The organism is Acinetobacter lwoffii, assembly GCF_022967985.1.
In the GTDB taxonomy this organism is placed as follows: domain Bacteria; phylum Pseudomonadota; class Gammaproteobacteria; order Pseudomonadales; family Moraxellaceae; genus Acinetobacter.
In genome coordinates this window covers 1-17,355 of record NZ_JALJVC010000010.1, presented here as the reverse complement: position 1 = coordinate 17,355, position 17,355 = coordinate 1, and the positions used below count along the sequence as shown (strand labels likewise).

Here is a 17,355-nt window from a genome sequence, read left to right as displayed (position 1 = left end):
CTTTATTTTTTCCTGAGGTGAGTTTTAAGCAATGCTTTAAACCTCGCCGCAACGAGAATACAAAAGTGTTGTGATGCTCGAAGTTAAAAATAAGATTAAAAAACCCAGCCTAGGCTGGGTTTTTTGTTGCAAGGAGAAGCGGTTTAGTTAAGTTTCATTTTTTCAAAGATTAACTCACCTGCTTCAGCTTTCACCAGAATGGTATCGCCCGGCTGGAATTCTCCGCCCAGGATTTTCTGCGCCAGACCATTTTCAATCCGCTGCTGGATTGCACGTTTCAGTGGACGTGCTCCATACAATGGATCAAAACCGGCCTCAATCAACTGATCGAAGGCAGTATCATCTACCGACAAGCGCATATCACGCTCTGCCAGACGTTGACGCAAACGGTCCAACTGGATATCGGCAATACCGCGAATCTGGTCTTTTTCCAGCGCATGGAACACTACCAGTTCATCAATACGGTTGATAAATTCCGGACGGAAATGTTCCGATACCGCATTCATCACCACCGTACGGACTTCTTCTTTAGTGGCATTACCGCCCAATTCACGTACATCCTGCGAACCCAGGTTCGAAGTCATGACGATCACAGAGTTTTTAAAGTCCACTACCCGGCCTTGCGAGTCAGTTAAACGGCCATCATCCAGTACCTGTAGCAAGATGTTAAATACGTCCGGATGCGCTTTTTCGACTTCATCAAACAAGATCACACTATACGGTTTACGACGTACGGCTTCAGTAAGCACCCCACCTTCTTCATAACCGACATAGCCCGGAGGCGCACCAACCAAACGGCTGACCGAATGTTTTTCCATAAATTCTGACATATCGATACGCACCATGGCATCGTCGCTGTCAAACAGGAAATTCGCCAAGGCTTTGGTCAATTCTGTTTTACCGACACCCGTTGGCCCCAGGAACAGGAATGACCCACTTGGACGGTTCGGATCTGACAGACCGGCACGTGAACGGCGTACTGCATTGGATACCGCCACCACGGCTTCATCTTGCCCTACTACACGGTTATGCAGGAATTCTTCCATATGTAGCAATTTGTCACGCTCGCCTTGCAGCATTTTCGCAACCGGAATACCGGTCGCAGCACTCACTACTTCAGCAATTTCATTGTCGGTGACTTTGTTACGCAGCAATTTTGGCGTTGCGCTTTCATCGGCTTTTTCAGCCAGTTCAAGCTGCTTTTGCAACTCTGGTATCACGCCATATTGCAAACGCGCGGCCTCGCCCAGATCACCTTCACGTTGCGCTTTTTCAAGTGCTGTACGCGCCTGATCCAGTTTGATCTGTACGTCTTTATTGCCTTCGACCAGCGCTTTATCTGCACGCCAGACTTCTTCCAGGTCATGATACTCTTTTTCAACTGTGGCGATCTGATCGGACAAGTATTGAATCTCAGCTTTGGCACCTGAGTCTTCATCTTTTTTCACCGCTTCCAGCTGCATTTTTAACTGAATCAGACGGCGTTCCAGTTTATCTAAAGCTTCTGGCTTAGAATCGAGTTCCATTTTGATGCGCGATGCTGCTTCATCAATCAGGTCAATGGCTTTATCCGGCAACTGACGGTCGGTGATATAACGATGTGACATTTTCGCAGCAGCAATAATGGCTGAATCCAGAATCTGTACCCCGTGATGGGTCGCATAGCGATCTTTCAGACCACGCAGAATCGCAATGGTATCTTCCACGCTTGGCTCATCCACCAGCACTTTCTGGAAACGACGTTCCAGCGCTGCATCTTTTTCAATATACTGACGATATTCATCCAGTGTGGTGGCACCGACACAGCGCAGTTCGCCACGGGCCAGCGCAGGTTTAAGCATATTGCCGGCATCCATCGCGCCATCACCTTTACCAGCACCCACCAGGGTATGCAACTCGTCGATAAACAGGATGATTTCGCCTTCGTGTTTGGCAATATCTTTCAGAACGGCTTTTAAGCGCTCTTCAAACTCACCGCGGTATTTGGCACCGGCCAGCAAAGAACCCAGATCTAGAGATAAAACACGTTTCCCTTTGAGTCCTTCAGGCACTTCACCATTAATAATCCGCTGCGCCAGACCTTCGACGATGGCAGTTTTACCCACACCCGGTTCACCAATGAGTACCGGGTTGTTTTTGGTACGACGTGACAGAACCTGAATGGTACGGCGGATTTCATCATCACGGCCAATCACAGGATCAAGCTTGCCTGCCAACGCACGTTCAGTTAAATCAATGGTGTACTTATTCAGTGAATCACGCTGATCTTCATGATTATTGCTCATGACTTTTTCATCGCCTCGAAATTGATTAATCACTTGGCTTAAAGTCTCTGCCTTTACGCCAACACTATTTAATAAGGTTTTTGTATTTCCTGTTTCTGCCAGTGCCAACAGCACCCAATCTGTAGATAAAAATTCATCTCCAGCTTTTTGCGCAAAGCTGTCTGCCAAATGCAATACTTTTGCCGCTTCAGGACTGAGGTTGATATCTGCTGATGGATTAGTCAGGGTGGCCGCATTGCTCAACGCTGTTTGCAGCTTGGTCTGTAACTCACGCAGATTAGCACCAGCTTGTTGCAGCAGGCTGACATTGGATGCTTCATCCATCAAGGTGGCTAAGATATGGATTCCATCAATCGAAGTATGGTCCTTACTCATGGCCAGCGATTGCGCATCGGAAAGGGTTTGCTGCAGGCGATTGGTAAATTTTTCAAAACGCATTCTTGTTATTCCTCACAACAAATTTTCTACTTGATGGATATATGGGTACGCTTGATAAAATTTCAAATCATTTTTATATATTTTTCAAAAACTTAATTTATATTAGGAGACAGATATCAGTAATAATATTGGTATATATAAAGCAGATTTCAAGAGCGCCAAATAGAATTTTTATTTGCTTGTTCAAATGACCTGTATTGAATTTCCTTTCTGATCGGAATTAATGGTTTCTTCGGGAAATTTAATAGAAGACGACTTAAATGTGTCGCATCCGTTCCAGAAGATCGATTACTTTGCTGAATCCTTGCGGCGTTTGGATCAGCGTGCGTGGTAACTGATCATCTAGATAGCGATTTGGTGAATTGATAAAAAGGTGCATTACTTCAAAATCGCCACCAGCAAGCTTAAACAATTGCTGATAAAGCTGCACTAAAGCGAGTGCCTGTTTTCCTTCACTCGTATGCGGAGCTAAATCATCCATGTGCACAAGCGATAATACATCTTTCTCTGAGATGCCGAGAATGGCAGCAAGTTCCGCTTCCGTAAGCTGTAATTGCTCGGCTATACGACTCGTGGCTTTCACTAATACTGTAATTGGTAATGTCGTGGCTTCTGGATTCATTTGTTAAGACCCATCTTCTTATTTCTTATGTTCATTTGATTATGCCGTTTTTAGTTTCCGACATCTATGTTTATGTTGTGTGGACTCAAGTTTGTTAATTTATAAAAATAAAAACACCCTCATAGGAGGGTGTGTTTCAATCAGCATAAAGTTAAGGTGCCGGATTCGGCTGCTGACGGTGAATATCTTCAATACCTTTAAGAATTTCTTCCGATAGATCAATTTCAAATGCCTGAATATTTTCTTTCAGTTGATCTAGATTGGTCGCACCAATAATAGTACTGGTCACAAAGAACTGCTGCTTGATAAAGGCCAAAGCCAATTGGGTGAGACTTAAGCCATGCTGTTCTGCCAGCTGGGCATATTGCTCGGTTGCCCATTCACTTTGCGGATTGCTATAGCGGCTAAAACGTGAGAACAAAGTGACGCGCGCATTGGCAGGACGGGCGCCATGACGGAATTTACCGGTCAGATAACCAAATGCCAAAGGTGAATACGCCAACAAGCCTACATTTTCATATTGGGCAATTTCTGACATACCAATTTCATAAGTACGGTTCAGCAGGTTATAGGGGTTTTGCACGCTGACGAATTTGGACAAACCTAACTTCTCTGCAAGGTGTAGGAACTTCATCGTGCCCCACGGGGTTTCATTAGAAAGACCAATATAACGGATACGCCCTTTTTTAATTTCATCCTGCAAGGCAGTCAGGGTTTCTTCGAGATCTGTCACGGCACGCTCTTCTGTCGCTTCAGCATTGCCATAACCCAGCTTGCCAAAGAAATTGGTCGGGCGTTGCGGCCAGTGCAATTGATACAGGTCAATATAATCCGTTTGCAGGCGTGACAATGACTGGTCAATTGCTGCTGAAATTTCATCGGCAACAAAACGGGTTTTACCATCCCGGATATGGCTACCACCTTGCGATGGTCCGGCAATTTTTGAGGCTAAAAAAAGTTTGTCACGGCCACCACGTGCAGCGATCCAGTGACCAATAATACGCTCGGTGGCACCTTGTGTTTCAGGTTTTGGCGGTACCGGGTACATTTCCGCAGTATCCCAGAAATACAGTCCCTGATCTAAAGCATAATCCAGTTGCTGAAAAGCCTGTTCTTGCGTGTTCTGCTCACCAAAGGTCATGGTGCCCAAACAAATTTCTGGCAAAAGAATGCCGGTATCCGCCAACGGTCTGAATTGCATAAAAACATCCTGTGAATTTTATTCAGTGAATTGAGATTAAGTGGGCTATAGCCTATCGGAATTCTAAGGGAGACTTAAATCATCTTTTCTGAGAAGCTTGTTCTAAATTTTTATGTATTGAGTAATGACGCATAAAAAAAGCAAATCCGAAGATTTGCTTTTTAATATCTGGATTATTCGTCTATGGCACCATCTGCCACTGCTTCAGATGCTTCTTCTAATGAAGCATCAAAGATCAGGATGGCTTTACCATCGGTTTCGATCATGCCCTGCTCTTCCAGGGTTTTTAGTACACGTCCGACCATTTCGCGGGAACAGCCAACAATGCGACCAATTTCCTGACGGGTAATACGAATCTGACGGCCATTCGGCAAAATCATCGCTTCTGGCTGTGAAGACAGGTCGATCAGACAACGTGCAATCCGGCCTGAAACATCAATAAATGCCAGATCAGTGACTTTACGTGTGGTATTTTTCAAACGACGTACTAATTGAGCAAATACCGCATAGCTCAGATCAGGATATTGCTTGCTGATTTCGTGAAAGTTTTCATAGGTAATTTCGGCAATTTCACACACATCACGCGTACGAACTTCCGCAGTACGTTGTGGATTAACCTCGAATAGACCCATTTCCCCAAAGAAGTCACCCGCATTTAAATAAGCCACGACAATTTCACGATCATCATCTTCACGAAGAATGATAGATACAGACCCCTTCAGAATTAAATATAAAGATTTAGATTCTGATCCTGCATCAATGATCGTGGTACGTTTTGGATAACGATTAATATATGCACGTTTTAACAATGCTTTCACGGATTCTGGTAATTGCCCCGGAGAAAGCGCATCAGTGCTTAATTGTGAAAAGTTTGAAGTCATGCTAACAGTTCCGATTATGGATAATTTATAGATCGCACAAGACCTAATGTGAACTTGTCACACAGTGGGATTGAAATTCCGTATCAACCCAATTTATGTTAGTGTACAGTTACTTGACAAATTTATAGCTTTTTTTAGGTAGTTGCAATGCAAACAAGCGTTCATTGGTTAGAGAATGTTGCTTTTGAAGCAAAAACTCAAAGTGGTCATAGCCTTATCATGGATGGTTCAGCTGAATACGGTGGTGAAAACCGTGGTCCCCGTCCTATGGAACTGCTTTTAACGGGTCTGGGCGGTTGTGCGTCTTTTGATATTGTTACCATTTTAAAGAAGGCTCGTCAGGATATTACCGATGTACGCTGCGAATTAAAGGCTGAACGTGCAGATACAATTCCGGCAGTATTCACGAAAATTCACTTGCATTTTGTAGTGACCGGCAAAGCGATTAAAGAGAAACAGGTCGCAAAAGCCGTAGAACTTTCTGCTGAAAAATATTGCTCTGCCAGCAAAATGCTGTCTGATGGCGGTGTTGAAATCACCCATGATTATGAAATAATCGAAGCAGAATAAAATCTAGATTCTGTAAAAAAAGCGGCTGGAAAAGCTGCTTTTTTTGTATCAGAAAATTGCCTTTTCTCAGAACCGCTGAACTGAATACTGATTGCCATCTTCAAAGCTCAAGATATTTTCTGGAAATCTTAAGGCGCCGAGTCGATGTCTGAACGCGACACCCTGTTGACGATCGAGATAGCGTTTACCCACTGAATAATCCACACAAAATACGTTTTGTTGCTGTCCATACCATTGCAGTGCATCGATCGATTTGAGTAAACCGGTTTTTTCTTCAGTAGATTTAAAGTTCCGCCAATAATGTCCAGTAATGACTGGAATTTGGTCGGTATAGCTGTCCCACCATGGCACGCGGTCGATCATCCGCCACCTTCCACCGGCATAAATCGGTTCTAAGGCGATTTTTTCCGCACCAGAAGTAATGACCCGAATCGGATTGTGCATTTGCTCACGTAGCTCTTTTTCTGCGAGATGTTGCAATAAAGGTAAAGTTGCAGCTGGGTTTTTGAACTGGTGTTGGTATTGTTGCTGTTCATTCTGTATTAATTCATTAATACCTAAGGCTTGCAGATCCAGCGCTGTATGCTGAGCAAAATTAGCATAGGCTTCACCAAGTGAAGTAAAACCAGAATTGCGTAATTGATCAATTGATCCTTGATGCCAACAGGCATGTACAACACGCAGCTGCTCCGACTCCAAGGCCAACGGTAAGCTATTTAAAAAATCCAGAATCCATTGTCGATCTTTGATTGAGGCTTGGATCGAATCAAAAGGTTTCAGATCATCCTGATGCGGTGAACCAAAAAACCAGCCATTGCCTTCCCGCAAAGTATCGGTCAATAGGTTCAATTCATGATTACCCATCACACATTGTGCATAGCCTTCATCTACCAGCTGTTTGACGCGTTTGATCACCGCAACACTGTCTTGCCCCCGGTCACATAGATCACCGACAAAAATTAGTTTGCGCTGTTCTGGATGATGACCATTCCGGTCATAACCTAATACCTGGATCAGTTGTTCCAGCGCGGCAATCTCACCATGAATATCCCCCACGATGTCCACGGGACCAGTGAAAGCCTGCTGTATAAATGAGTACTTCATTTATGCATCCTGAATTAAGTCTAAAACAGAATATATCCCTAATAAGTATCCTTTAAATTTATGAAGATCTGAATACAGAATGAATCATCATTTAAATAATTTAACCCGAATCACGGATAAGAAATTGACTTGAAAAATAAGAGGACTAGAGCCATCAGTTGAGTTACCAAACCAAACTCACAACTCTAGTCCTGATGTTCAATAGTACCGATTCTGCTTAATTGATGATTTCTTTCTTAAATTTGAAGCAACTTATTGGAAGTTCCTCAAACAAAGTCATCATTCTCTAAGAATCAGAAATGCTCAGCTCACAATTTCAGAAATCTGCTTTATCACCATTTGGTACAAATGTTCTCATTTCAATAATTTCAAAGCCTTTTTTACATGGCTAAAGCTGGATAAAAGCTTTCTATTTAAGCACTTGCCTTGCTGCCAACGCATGATTCACTTGATCAATAGGCATGAATTAGCACTACATGCCCTGTATGTAGCTTTGATGAAAGGCAAAGATAAACAATACTTATAGATTGATTCAACAACGCTACCTGTTTGTAAAAATCAACGTATTCAATGGCATAAATCATTAGCCCAAATCGCATCACGTGGCAAAAGTTCTATGGGTTGGTTTTATGGCTGTAAATTACATATCATGATGAACCAATTTGGTGAAATTAGTTGTTCTGCTTTATCGAATGGACATGTTGCTGACATAAAAATGGTTGAGCAATTGGTTGATGGTTTTGCATCGCTTCAAACAGTTCATTTACGCTGACTTCCTGAATTCGGCTTTTTGCATTCTGGATCAATTGCTCTGCAGTTTTCATCATTTTCATTCTTCCTCGGCCATTAAAATTATATTTTGTATAAACGATGCTCAGGTAGATTGAAAGCGTTTGAGTTGAAGTTCCAAACCGGTTGGTTTAGCCCATGAGTGCTGAATAGATTAAATACATCGCCACTCCAACCACGGTAGTGGCAAATATTTTCTGTACCTTGTTACTGTCAATCCGCTGCATCAAACTGCGTCCAATTAACATTCCGATAATACAGGCCAGGACAAAGGTCAGCGTAACCGAAACAGGATATTGAAAGCCATCCAGCACGTGTGCAGAAATACTGACCCCACCAATCAGGAAAATAATCATCAGGGAAGTCGCAACGATACTGCGCATATCAAGGTCGGTGAATTTACGCAGGGCTGGAACAATTACCCCCCCCAACCCCCAATAGACCGGTTAATAAACCTGCCACGATACCAATACCTGCCAGGAACGAAGCAGTTTTGACATTCCAGATCAAACGACCGGTGGTTTGATTGACCTTACACGGTGCATTGCCATGATCATGGACTTTATTAAAGAAGATCCGATAAGCCACAATTAACATGACCAGACTGAAAGCCAGCGTCAGCCAGACCGGAGAAACGATATCGGCCAGATGCACGCCATAACGGGCTGAAGGAATACTGATCAGCGCGATCCAGAGCGCAGCGCGATAACGTACAATACGCTTGAATAAACCTTCGAATGTTCCAACCAAAGCCGACAGCGTGACTGCCAGCAAGCCTACCGGTGCAGCCTGTGCCACAGTCCAACCCTGACTCGCCATCAGTGCCGGTATAGCCAGAATGCCGCCACCGGCACCGGTCAAACCCAATAGCACTCCGATAAACCAGCCCTTCAAGTATTAATGCCCACATCGCCCTCTCCCTTATCCACAAAAGTGATTCAATAAAGGTTGAACTTTTTGTTGAATCACGACACAAGCTTATTTGAAGTAGTTAAGAGGAAGCTTGAGGTAAGAAACACCATTTTCTTCTGGCTCAGGAAACTGCCCTGCTTTCATATTGATCTGAATCGCCGGTAGAATCAGTTTAGGTATACTCAGTCCTGAATCCCGCTGGTTGCGCATCTGAGCAAATTCAGCTTTGCTGACTCCCTGATGAATATGAATATTCTGTGTCTTTTGTGTCTGGATATCAGATTCACACACATACGATTCACGTGTTTCAGGCAAATAGTCATGACATAAAAAGACCCGGGTATCTTCTGGCAACTGAAACAGGTTTTGTACCGAATCATAAAGCTGTTCTGCGCTGCCTCGCGGAAAGTCACAACGTGCTGTACCATAATCTGGCATAAACAGGGTATCACCCACAAAAACCGCATCCCCAATCACATAACTCAGACAAGCAGGCGTATGTCCCGGTGTTGGAATGTTATAGGCCTTCAATGTTCCGATTTGGAACGACTCATGATCTTCAAATAAATAATCAAAGAGCTGCTGAGCATTCCATTGTTTAATATCCAGATGATAAATCGCGCCAAAAGTTTCCTGAACAATACTAATTTTCTGGCTCATGGCAATTTTGCCACCTAACTCAGCTTTAAGATATTGCGCTGCAGTCAGATGATCAGCGTGGACATGGGTTTCGAGAATCCACTCAACCGTTAAATCCTGCTCTTTAATATAGGCAATAATCTTATCGGCATGAACAGTTGAGGTACTTGCCGATGCCGGATCATAATCCAGAACGCTATCAATAATAGCGCAGGCTTTGGTCGCCGGATCACGTACAACATAACTGAAGGTATTGGTATCTTCGTGAAAAAAATCTTTTACTATAGGTAAATTTGACATCGTTAAGCTCCTGACCATTTACGGTGAATCCATACACCCACCAGCATTGCTACAATAAAATAGAGCACTTGATAGTGGCCCAAACCGATCAAAGTGAAACTTGGCGCCGGACAGATGCCGGCAATGCCCCAACCTGCACCAAATAAAACCGCACCCGTGATCAGCTTCTTATCTATCTGATTATTTTTAGGTAAATCAATAGGTTCATTAAATACTGTTTTCGGTTGCGCCGTACGTAATGCTTTCTGGAAAGGAATAAAGGCCACCGCAATCGCGCCCATCATCACAAAGGCCAGACTGGCATCCCAATCGCCAAACAGATCCAGGAAATCGAGTACTTTTTCCGGATTGGACATGCCCGATACCATCAATCCCACAGAGAACAGCGCACCAAATAAAAAGGCAAACACATTTTTCATTTTAGAATGCTCCTGTGATATGACGGATAATATAAACAGCGACAAAACCTGCAAACATAAAAGTCATGGTCGCGATGATAGAACGCTTAGACAGGCGACTGATGCCACAAATTCCATGACCACTGGTACAGCCCGAACCCAGACGTGTCCCAAAACCCACCAGCAGACCTGCCACAATCATCATCAGTGGGCTGGCGTTCAATTCGATTTCAGGTTGTACAAACAGACCATAAATAAACGGTGTGAGAATTAAGCCTAATAAAAACCAGATTGCAGGTGTTTTAAACATGGTTTTTGAGTTTAAGACTTGCCCAATCAAACCACTGATTCCTGCAATACGGCCATTGACGTAAAGATAGCCAACTACAGAAAGCCCGAGCATTAAGCCTCCAATAAATGCGATGAGGAAGTCATGCATGATGAATTAATCCCTATACAATATACTTTTTAATATTATATAATAAAAAATATTAATCAAGCGGTTTTATGGTAAAACTGCATGGGCTACATCAAAAGTTGTGAGGACGTTTATGGATATGATTGCTGAAAATGCCAAAATTGATTTTTCTCAAGTCGATTTCGTCAGCCAATGCCTAAAAGTTTTGGCCAATCCTGATCGTCTGAAAATCTTATGTGTCTTGGTCGATGGGGAAATGAATGTTCAGGAAATTGAAGAATCTACCGATATTCATCAACCTACACTTTCACAACAGCTTACTGTATTGCGTAAGGCCAACATGGTTGGCACCCGACGTGAGGGTAAACAGATTTTTTATCGTCTGAGTGATCCCAAGGTCTTGAGCCTGATGCAAAAGCTGTACGAGCTGTATTGCGCCTAGCCCTCCTCTTAGTGCAGCCAAAAATAAATGATCAGAAGCAGCCCACTAAAAGCAGTAAACAGGTTTAGCCATCAGGATGCTGGGCATAATAACCATTGATAAACTCCGCCGGTCACAATGATGCCCATCCCCGTCGATATTGCAGGATTGAGGCGAAATTTACCAACATACCAAATACAATCACCGCAATTCCCAGCCATTGTGAATAAGCTATTTTCTGTGCATAAGTGTCTGGGTCCACCAGTTGCACTAGCAGGTTGGATTTTTCAATCACAAAACCAAAAGCAATTAATGCCAAACCACTCCGGTTCCACGCCAGAGCGGTTCGTTCCAAAGCAAGCAGTACCCGTGGATCATCCAAATTTGACATTTCTTATCTGCTCTTCATGCTTAGCCTATCCACCAATGTAAATCTGCCTCCCTATCATGTATAGATGTTTTAAGTAAAAATTACTTTTTTATCATGCAGTTAAAATATTATTGTTCAAAAATTTCCTTGACATCCATCGCCAGGCCTTGAGTAGATTTAAATTCACCCTGATTGTTTTTCCAAGCCATCGACGGTGTGGAGAAAAAGCCGTATTTCCCCATTAGGGCCTGGTTGGCATCAATTTTTGCAGCAATTTCGACAGGAATCTTTTCCATTTTCTTGAGCTGCTTTTTGCCTTTATTCTTGTTTATATCATTAAAAACTGCCGCTGGATCTTTCGAATTCAATAGTGTTGCCACCTGGCCACGGCTTTCTTCACGGATCACACCGACCTGAATATGACGCAGCTGTACCTTCCCTGATTCTACCCAAGGTCGGGCCGCCTGCCAGAATTTATAACAATATGGACAATTTGGATCGGAAAAGACATAGACCACCCGTGGTGCATCTGGCTTGCCGTCCTGGATCCAGGTCGATTTTTCCAGGGTTTTCCAGACATCGTCCAATACCGCTTTTTTCATATGCTTTTCAATCTGCTCATTGGACAGGCTTTTCCCTTGTGCATCAAACAGTTCGCCCTTGATATAATATTTGTCATCGTTGGAGATAAATACCGTATTGGAATACTGGTCTTCATGCCCCACCCAGCCGGTCATTCCTTGCGGTGCCGGAATCTGTTTTACAAACACAAAACCCTGTTGTTCAATATGCTGTTTAATATTTGCCTTCGTGTGCATGCTCATGATCAGGAACATACCTGCACCAAGCACCTGGTAAATTTTGTTCATACTAAGTTCTTCCGTTTTTTAAGGTTGATCTGAAATTCTGTTTAAATATTGCTGCAACATGGCCGGACTGAGTTCCCCCATATGCCGCTCGACCAGCTGGCCTTGAGCATTAAAAAACAGCGTCGTTGGCAAGCCAAAACTATTCAACTGCTGGGGGAGTTCACCATATGGATCCAGCAGGACATGTTTAAATTGAAACTGATGTTTTTTTAAATAGGCATTTACAGTTTCAACCTCCTCACCCTGATTGAGCATGACAAAATTCACTTGAGGATGTTGCTTGGCTGCTTTGGCCAACACCGGCATTTCGCGATGACACGGCGGACACCAGCTCGCCCACAAATTAATTACCGTAGGCTGGCCAATGAATTGGCTGAGTGAAATCTTGTCTGTACCCAGATGCTCCTGTTCTAATCCAGCAAAGACTAGATCAGGAAACGCTGCTTCAGTTTTTAGACTGGATTTGAACGCGAGCCCAAGCCCGATCCAGAGTACAAAGATGATCAACAAGATGGCTTTGAATCGGATCTGCAACTGTCTGTTTCGAATGACATACCACAAAGCACCAATCAGCACCCCGCCCCATAAATGAAAACCCTTATCCTGGATTTTCAGTATGTCGATGGGTGCTGCAAAATACAGCTCGGCATTGAGCAGGACGAAAACAAGACGTGCACCCAGCATCCCCAGCAAAAAACTGCTCCAGAGTACATCCTGACTTTGTCCAAGCTGCTGTTTAGACCATGAATACTTTCTGGCTAATCCAAACAGGACGGCAGATAACAGCATCAAGCCAGTGGCAACAATTATGAGTGTCCAAGGCAACATCAAAGGTCCCAGATGCAATGCATCACTGGAAATCCTCATGGTTGTTCCCCTTGCAGTTGCTGCAATTTACCGAGCAAATGTGTCGCGCTAAAGCTTCCGGTCAAGCGCAACTCGCGCTGTTCCTGATGCGCTGCATTTAAAAATATAAAAGTAGGTGGACCCAGGATTTGCCATTCTCTTAGCAGCTCATCCTGACTTGGATGATAGTGGGTCAGGTCTAATTTGATACGAACCACATTTTGTAAAGCAGCTTGAACATCACTACGTGGAATCACTTCCTTTTCAATCGGTTGACAGGCTACGCACCAGTCTGCATAGACATCAATCACCACCGGCTGTTCGCGATGCTTGGCTAAAACCTGTTGCAATTGTGCGGCTGTGCTGACCTTCTGCCATTCAAGACGTGCTTCCACATGGGCGACCTGTACCTGACTCCAGACATGATAGAGCTGCATGCCTCCTGCATAGACCAGTAAACCACTGAGCAGCATCAGGACTATTTTCGATACAGACCGATGCACATGGGGCAGCATCTTGAACAAGAAATAGCCTGAACAGGTGATCAGTACCACACCCAAAAGGCTCAGGTATAAAATGCCGGGCAATAGAGGGCGGGCAAAATACAAAGCCAAGGCCAGCATGACAAAGCCAAAACTAAACTTCAGGCGATCCATCCAGATGCCAGGCTTGGGTAAAAGATGAGATCCAAATACGGCTGCAATAAATAGCGGCAAGCCCAGCCCAAGACCTAAGACGAACAGATAACTGGCTCCCAGCATCGGTTGATTGAGCTGAGACACATAGATTAAGGCACCGGCCAACGGTGCACTCATACATGGCCCGACAATCAGTGCGGCGATCATACCCATAAGACCAGCACCAATCAGCGTGCCACCCTTCTGCTTTTGCTGCCATTGATCCAGACGCTGTAACATTCCTTGGGGTAAGGACAGCTGAAATGCTCCGAACAGATTAAGCGCAAACAAAACAAACAGAATGCTGAGAATACTGATGAATACCGGACTTTGAAACCAGCGCTGAAAACTGTAACCGAGCTGTGCCACAGCAAATCCCATGACCGCATAGACCAGTGCCATACCCAAAACAAAGACCAGCGCAATCAGTGCAGCACGGTAGCCCCGGTGCTGCTGGACCAGAATTCCCGTTAAAATTGGAATTAAAGGTAAAGAACACGGTAAAAATGCCAGCAGAATGCCAAGCCCAAGAAAAATCAGGGCATTAATTAACAGACCTTGTTCCGACAGCAAACTTAAAAAATACTGGTCATTGTTCCATTGGCTATTTATGCCTGCTGACGAAGTTTGATTTTTAGAGTCTGCAATGAGCTGGTCATTTTTCTCTGTTAATTCCACCTCAGGCTGCACCATTGGTTCAGAAACTGCAGCGACTTGTATTTCCTCTACCTTTTCTTCAGTCAGGGCTTGATCTGTACTTGGAGTTTTCCCTATCGCCTCTGGCTTATCTTTCCGAGCGGTCAGAATCTGTTCGTTTGCTTCTGGCTGTACAGTACTGGCCAGCAGTTTTGGGGTTTTGCTCAAGTTTTGCGCTGGAAATAAACCATCTGCATCAGTTTTTATTGTGGTACGTTGCACCGGATAACATAAACCGCTTTCTGCACAGCCCTGCCATTGCACCACAAACTGCTGGTTAGGCTGCACATTCAGATTGGTTTTGACTTGCCCATAATGCACCTGAGTCAAACCGAAATTAGGATCGTCTTTGTCTTCGGGTTTGGGCAATGTCAGCTTGACTAGGGTCTGCTGAGAAGACACTTTAAGCTGGTCATGATACAGATAATAACCATCTGCGATTTTCCAGCTAAGCTCTGCCTGATCCTGACTTGTAGAAACCACCTGAAACTGAAATGCCTGATCCGGTGGTAAAAAGTCTGCATGTACGGTTCCCGTCATGATTCCACCGCCAATCACGGCACCCAATATCCACTTCAACATCCAGCTGATCTCCTCCTGTTAGGACTGCATTATTGAAAAACTAAAATTAAGGCAACATTAACAGCCCAAATCATTTATAAAATAATGGCAGTTTGATCAGGATGTTCTATGTTTATTGTATTGGTTGAGGATGATCCCTATATCGCACAGAGCATTTGTGCTGCTCTGAACTATTTAAATATTTCAGTGGAGCATGTCAGTCACGCACGTGCTGCAGATTATTTTATCCGGCATAGTGCAGTCGATTTGTGTTTACTGGATTTAGGCCTGCCCGATCAGGATGGCTTGGACTTGCTGCACAGCTGGCGGCGCGACCAGATTGATCTCCCGGTACTGGTATTGACGGCGCGGCTGCGGACCGATCAGTGTGTTCAGGCCCTGAATGCCGGTGCCGATGACTATCTGACCAAACCCTTTGAACTGGAGGAACTGATTGCCCGGATTCATGCCCTCACCCGTCGCCACCGCGGCTTTGCCTCCAATACCCTGCAATTTGATGAACTGGTTCTGAATCGGGATACCCAGACTGTGATCTATCAAGACCAGACCGTGAATTTATCTTGCCGTGAATTCAGCCTGCTGGAAACCCTGATGAGCCACCCCAACCAGATCCTGAAAAATGAACAGCTTATTGACAAGCTCTATGGTTTTCAGGACTCTATAGAGAGCAATGCCCTGAATGTACACATTTATCATCTGAGACAAAAACTGCATCCAGATTTAATTCAGACCATTCGTGGTGTGGGATATATTTTCAAACCGTTTGAGCAGCGTCATGTTTAGTCACAGCTTGAAATGGCGTTTGGTCACGAGTCTTTTGGCCGTGTTTATTGTGCTGTGGAGTGCAGTATTTTCATGGCTGTATATTGACTTGAAACAGCGTTTACAAGACACACTGGATCAACGCTTATCGGCATCTGCACAAATGGTTGCCCGGCTGATTCAGCAGTTACCGCTGGATAGTCTAGGGGATGCAACCTTATCCAAATTAGCCAAGAATGATGATGCAAACCAGTTAATTGCCTGTGAAGTTTCTCTTTTTAGCTCTGACATCTCGTTAGGTAATCAGGTGATTGCCAAAACACGCGGTGCCCCCCAAAATTTAAGCCAGCGACCAGAAGGATTCAGCACCTGGCAGCAGGGTGATACGGAATGGCGCAGTTATGTTCTGCGTCGTGGCGATATTCAGGTGGTGGCAGCAGAACGTATGTTCTTGAGGGATACCTTACTACAGCAGATTCTGCAGTCCGTACTGATTCCCTTGGTCTTCTCACTGCTGATCTGTATTGCCCTGATCATCTTTATTATCCGCAGACAGTTCCGGTCTTTGGATCAGCTCAGTCAATACCTGAACCAGAAAAACCTTAACTATTCAGAGGCGGCAGATTTTTTAATGCAGCTAAAGCCTGCAAGTATTCCTCAGGAAGTACAGCCTTTTGTCAACAATTCCACGCAGTTGATTCAGAAACTCAATGACAGTCTGCAACAGGAGAAAGCCTTTAGTGCCTAGGCTGCACATGAGTTACGCAGTCCCCTGACCGCAATTAAAACCCATGTACAACTGGCCCAGCTGATCGGTCAGCAGCAGAAGCTGCCTGAATCTATTCAGTACAACTTACAGCAGGCCAATGAGAGTATCCGGCGTTATACGCTGTTACTTGAGCAGCTTTTATTACTGACCCAATCAGAAAACAGTATCCAGGAAATGACTGAGGCCATCTGGCTTCACCCCATACTTGAGAAAGTTCTTGCAGACTTAGGTACACGCTATCCAGAAATGAACAAAAAAATACAGGTGAACTGGGAAAGTCTAGGCGAAATTCAGCTACCTGAATTTGTGCTGTATACCGTACTGAAAAATCTGCTCGAGAATGCCCTGCTGCATGCTCAGGCTGCCCATATCTGGATTTCCATGCAGTCTGATTGCCTGGTAATTGAAGATGATGGACAACAACTTACAGCAGAAGATATCCAACATTTAGGACAACGCTTCTGGCGCAAATCTGCTCAGCAGCACGGCCATGGTTTAGGACTGGCATTAACTGCTAACCTGTTAAAACAGTATGGCTATCAGCTCTCTTTCAATCCCCGACAGCCCTATGGGCTTCGCATTAAAATCAAGTGCGATGTGTCTAAGCGTGACCTGCAAGCTTGGACATAAAAAAATACAATATGGCTAAAAACCAAAGAGATTTCTATTGATAAAAATATCGAATTTTCAAGAAACTATCTAACACTTACTATTTTAAATCATTCTTTCTTATTTTTTAAAAACACACTTTTTCCAACAAAAACCCTCGATGTATTCCCAATGTTCTGATCAGGCGATCACAACAC

The 17,355-nt window shown here is 44.1% G+C and carries 14 protein-coding genes and 4 pseudogenes; 5 read left to right on the top strand and 13 right to left on the bottom strand.

Annotated elements, in window-relative coordinates:
* Positions 1-143: 143 nt before the first annotated feature.
* The 4 genes from clpB to crp all read right to left on the bottom strand — a co-directional run bounded on the left by clpB (position 144) and on the right by crp (position 5,427).
* Positions 144-2,723 (bottom strand): ATP-dependent chaperone ClpB, encoded by a 2,580-nt coding sequence (gene clpB / locus MWG72_RS07585; protein ID WP_247143612.1) that lies wholly within the window; start codon positions 2,721-2,723, stop codon positions 144-146.
* Positions 2,724-2,979: 256 nt separating this feature from the next.
* Positions 2,980-3,345 (bottom strand): antitoxin Xre/MbcA/ParS toxin-binding domain-containing protein, encoded by a 366-nt coding sequence (locus MWG72_RS07580; protein WP_247143611.1) that lies wholly within the window; start codon positions 3,343-3,345, stop codon positions 2,980-2,982.
* A 151-nt stretch (positions 3,346-3,496) separates the two neighbouring features.
* On the bottom strand, positions 3,497-4,546 hold the full coding sequence (locus MWG72_RS07575; RefSeq protein WP_247143609.1) for an NADP(H)-dependent aldo-keto reductase: 1,050 nt from the start codon (positions 4,544-4,546) through the stop codon (positions 3,497-3,499).
* A gap of 173 nt (positions 4,547-4,719) precedes the next feature.
* Positions 4,720-5,427, bottom strand: coding sequence for a cAMP-activated global transcriptional regulator CRP (gene crp, locus MWG72_RS07570; protein ID WP_004280141.1), 708 nt, complete (start codon positions 5,425-5,427; stop codon positions 4,720-4,722).
* Positions 5,428-5,574: 147 nt separating this feature from the next.
* Here crp and MWG72_RS07565 point away from each other — a divergent pair, with 147 nt between their 5' ends.
* Positions 5,575-5,997: an OsmC family protein gene (locus MWG72_RS07565; protein WP_004280142.1), complete on the top strand. Its 423-nt coding sequence runs from the start codon at positions 5,575-5,577 to the stop codon at positions 5,995-5,997.
* A 66-nt stretch (positions 5,998-6,063) separates the two neighbouring features.
* Here the strand turns inward: MWG72_RS07565 and MWG72_RS07560 are convergent, their stop codons facing one another.
* On the bottom strand, positions 6,064-7,101 hold the full coding sequence (locus MWG72_RS07560) for a metallophosphoesterase (RefSeq protein WP_247143607.1): 1,038 nt from the start codon (positions 7,099-7,101) through the stop codon (positions 6,064-6,066).
* A 220-nt stretch (positions 7,102-7,321) separates the two neighbouring features.
* Here MWG72_RS07560 and MWG72_RS07555 point away from each other — a divergent pair.
* A pseudogene (locus MWG72_RS07555) lies at positions 7,322-7,852 on the top strand (transposase); the annotation flags it as partial.
* Between the two features lie 169 nt (positions 7,853-8,021).
* Here MWG72_RS07555 and MWG72_RS07545 read toward each other — a convergent pair.
* The 4 genes and pseudogenes from MWG72_RS07545 to MWG72_RS07530 form a co-directional block, all read right to left on the bottom strand.
* Positions 8,022-8,800 (bottom strand): annotated as a pseudogene (locus MWG72_RS07545) (sulfite exporter TauE/SafE family protein).
* A gap of 68 nt (positions 8,801-8,868) precedes the next feature.
* The gene (locus tag MWG72_RS07540; protein ID WP_247143606.1) at positions 8,869-9,741 is read right to left on the bottom strand and encodes an MBL fold metallo-hydrolase; all 873 of its coding nucleotides are present in this window, start codon (positions 9,739-9,741) and stop codon (positions 8,869-8,871) included.
* Positions 9,742-9,743: 2 nt separating this feature from the next.
* Entirely contained in the window at positions 9,744-10,160 is a 417-nt protein-coding gene (locus MWG72_RS07535) for a DUF6691 family protein (protein ID WP_005404969.1), read from the bottom strand.
* 1 nt (position 10,161) lies between these two features.
* Complete coding sequence (locus tag MWG72_RS07530) at positions 10,162-10,578, bottom strand: YeeE/YedE family protein (RefSeq protein WP_016659403.1); 417 nt, start codon at positions 10,576-10,578, stop codon at positions 10,162-10,164.
* Between the two features lie 112 nt (positions 10,579-10,690).
* Between MWG72_RS07530 and MWG72_RS07525 the strand changes: the two genes are divergently transcribed.
* Entirely contained in the window at positions 10,691-10,999 is a 309-nt protein-coding gene (locus MWG72_RS07525) for an ArsR/SmtB family transcription factor (protein ID WP_005247061.1), read from the top strand.
* Positions 11,000-11,007: 8 nt separating this feature from the next.
* On the opposite strand, the pseudogene MWG72_RS07520 reads toward MWG72_RS07525, so the two are convergent.
* The 4 genes and pseudogenes from MWG72_RS07520 to dsbD form a co-directional block, all read right to left on the bottom strand.
* Positions 11,008-11,369, bottom strand: a pseudogene (locus MWG72_RS07520) (YidH family protein).
* Positions 11,370-11,476: 107 nt separating this feature from the next.
* Complete coding sequence (gene dsbG, locus MWG72_RS07515) at positions 11,477-12,217, bottom strand: thiol:disulfide interchange protein DsbG (protein WP_247143605.1); 741 nt, start codon at positions 12,215-12,217, stop codon at positions 11,477-11,479.
* An 18-nt stretch (positions 12,218-12,235) separates the two neighbouring features.
* Positions 12,236-13,084, bottom strand: a complete 849-nt coding sequence (locus MWG72_RS07510) for a TlpA disulfide reductase family protein (RefSeq protein WP_247143604.1) — start codon at positions 13,082-13,084, stop codon at positions 12,236-12,238.
* Positions 13,081-15,018, bottom strand: coding sequence for a protein-disulfide reductase DsbD (gene dsbD / locus MWG72_RS07505; protein ID WP_247143603.1), 1,938 nt, complete (start codon positions 15,016-15,018; stop codon positions 13,081-13,083). Before dsbD ends, MWG72_RS07510 begins: the two co-directional genes overlap by 4 nt.
* A gap of 108 nt (positions 15,019-15,126) precedes the next feature.
* Here dsbD and MWG72_RS07500 point away from each other — a divergent pair, with 108 nt between their 5' ends.
* Both MWG72_RS07500 and MWG72_RS07495 read left to right on the top strand, forming a co-directional pair.
* Positions 15,127-15,801 carry a response regulator gene (locus tag MWG72_RS07500; RefSeq protein WP_247143602.1) on the top strand — a complete coding sequence of 225 codons (675 nt, stop codon included), beginning with the start codon at positions 15,127-15,129 and terminating at the stop codon, positions 15,799-15,801.
* Positions 15,794-17,179, top strand: a pseudogene (locus MWG72_RS07495) (sensor histidine kinase). Before MWG72_RS07500 ends, MWG72_RS07495 begins: the two are co-directional and overlap by 8 nt.
* Positions 17,180-17,355 lie beyond the last annotated feature (176 nt).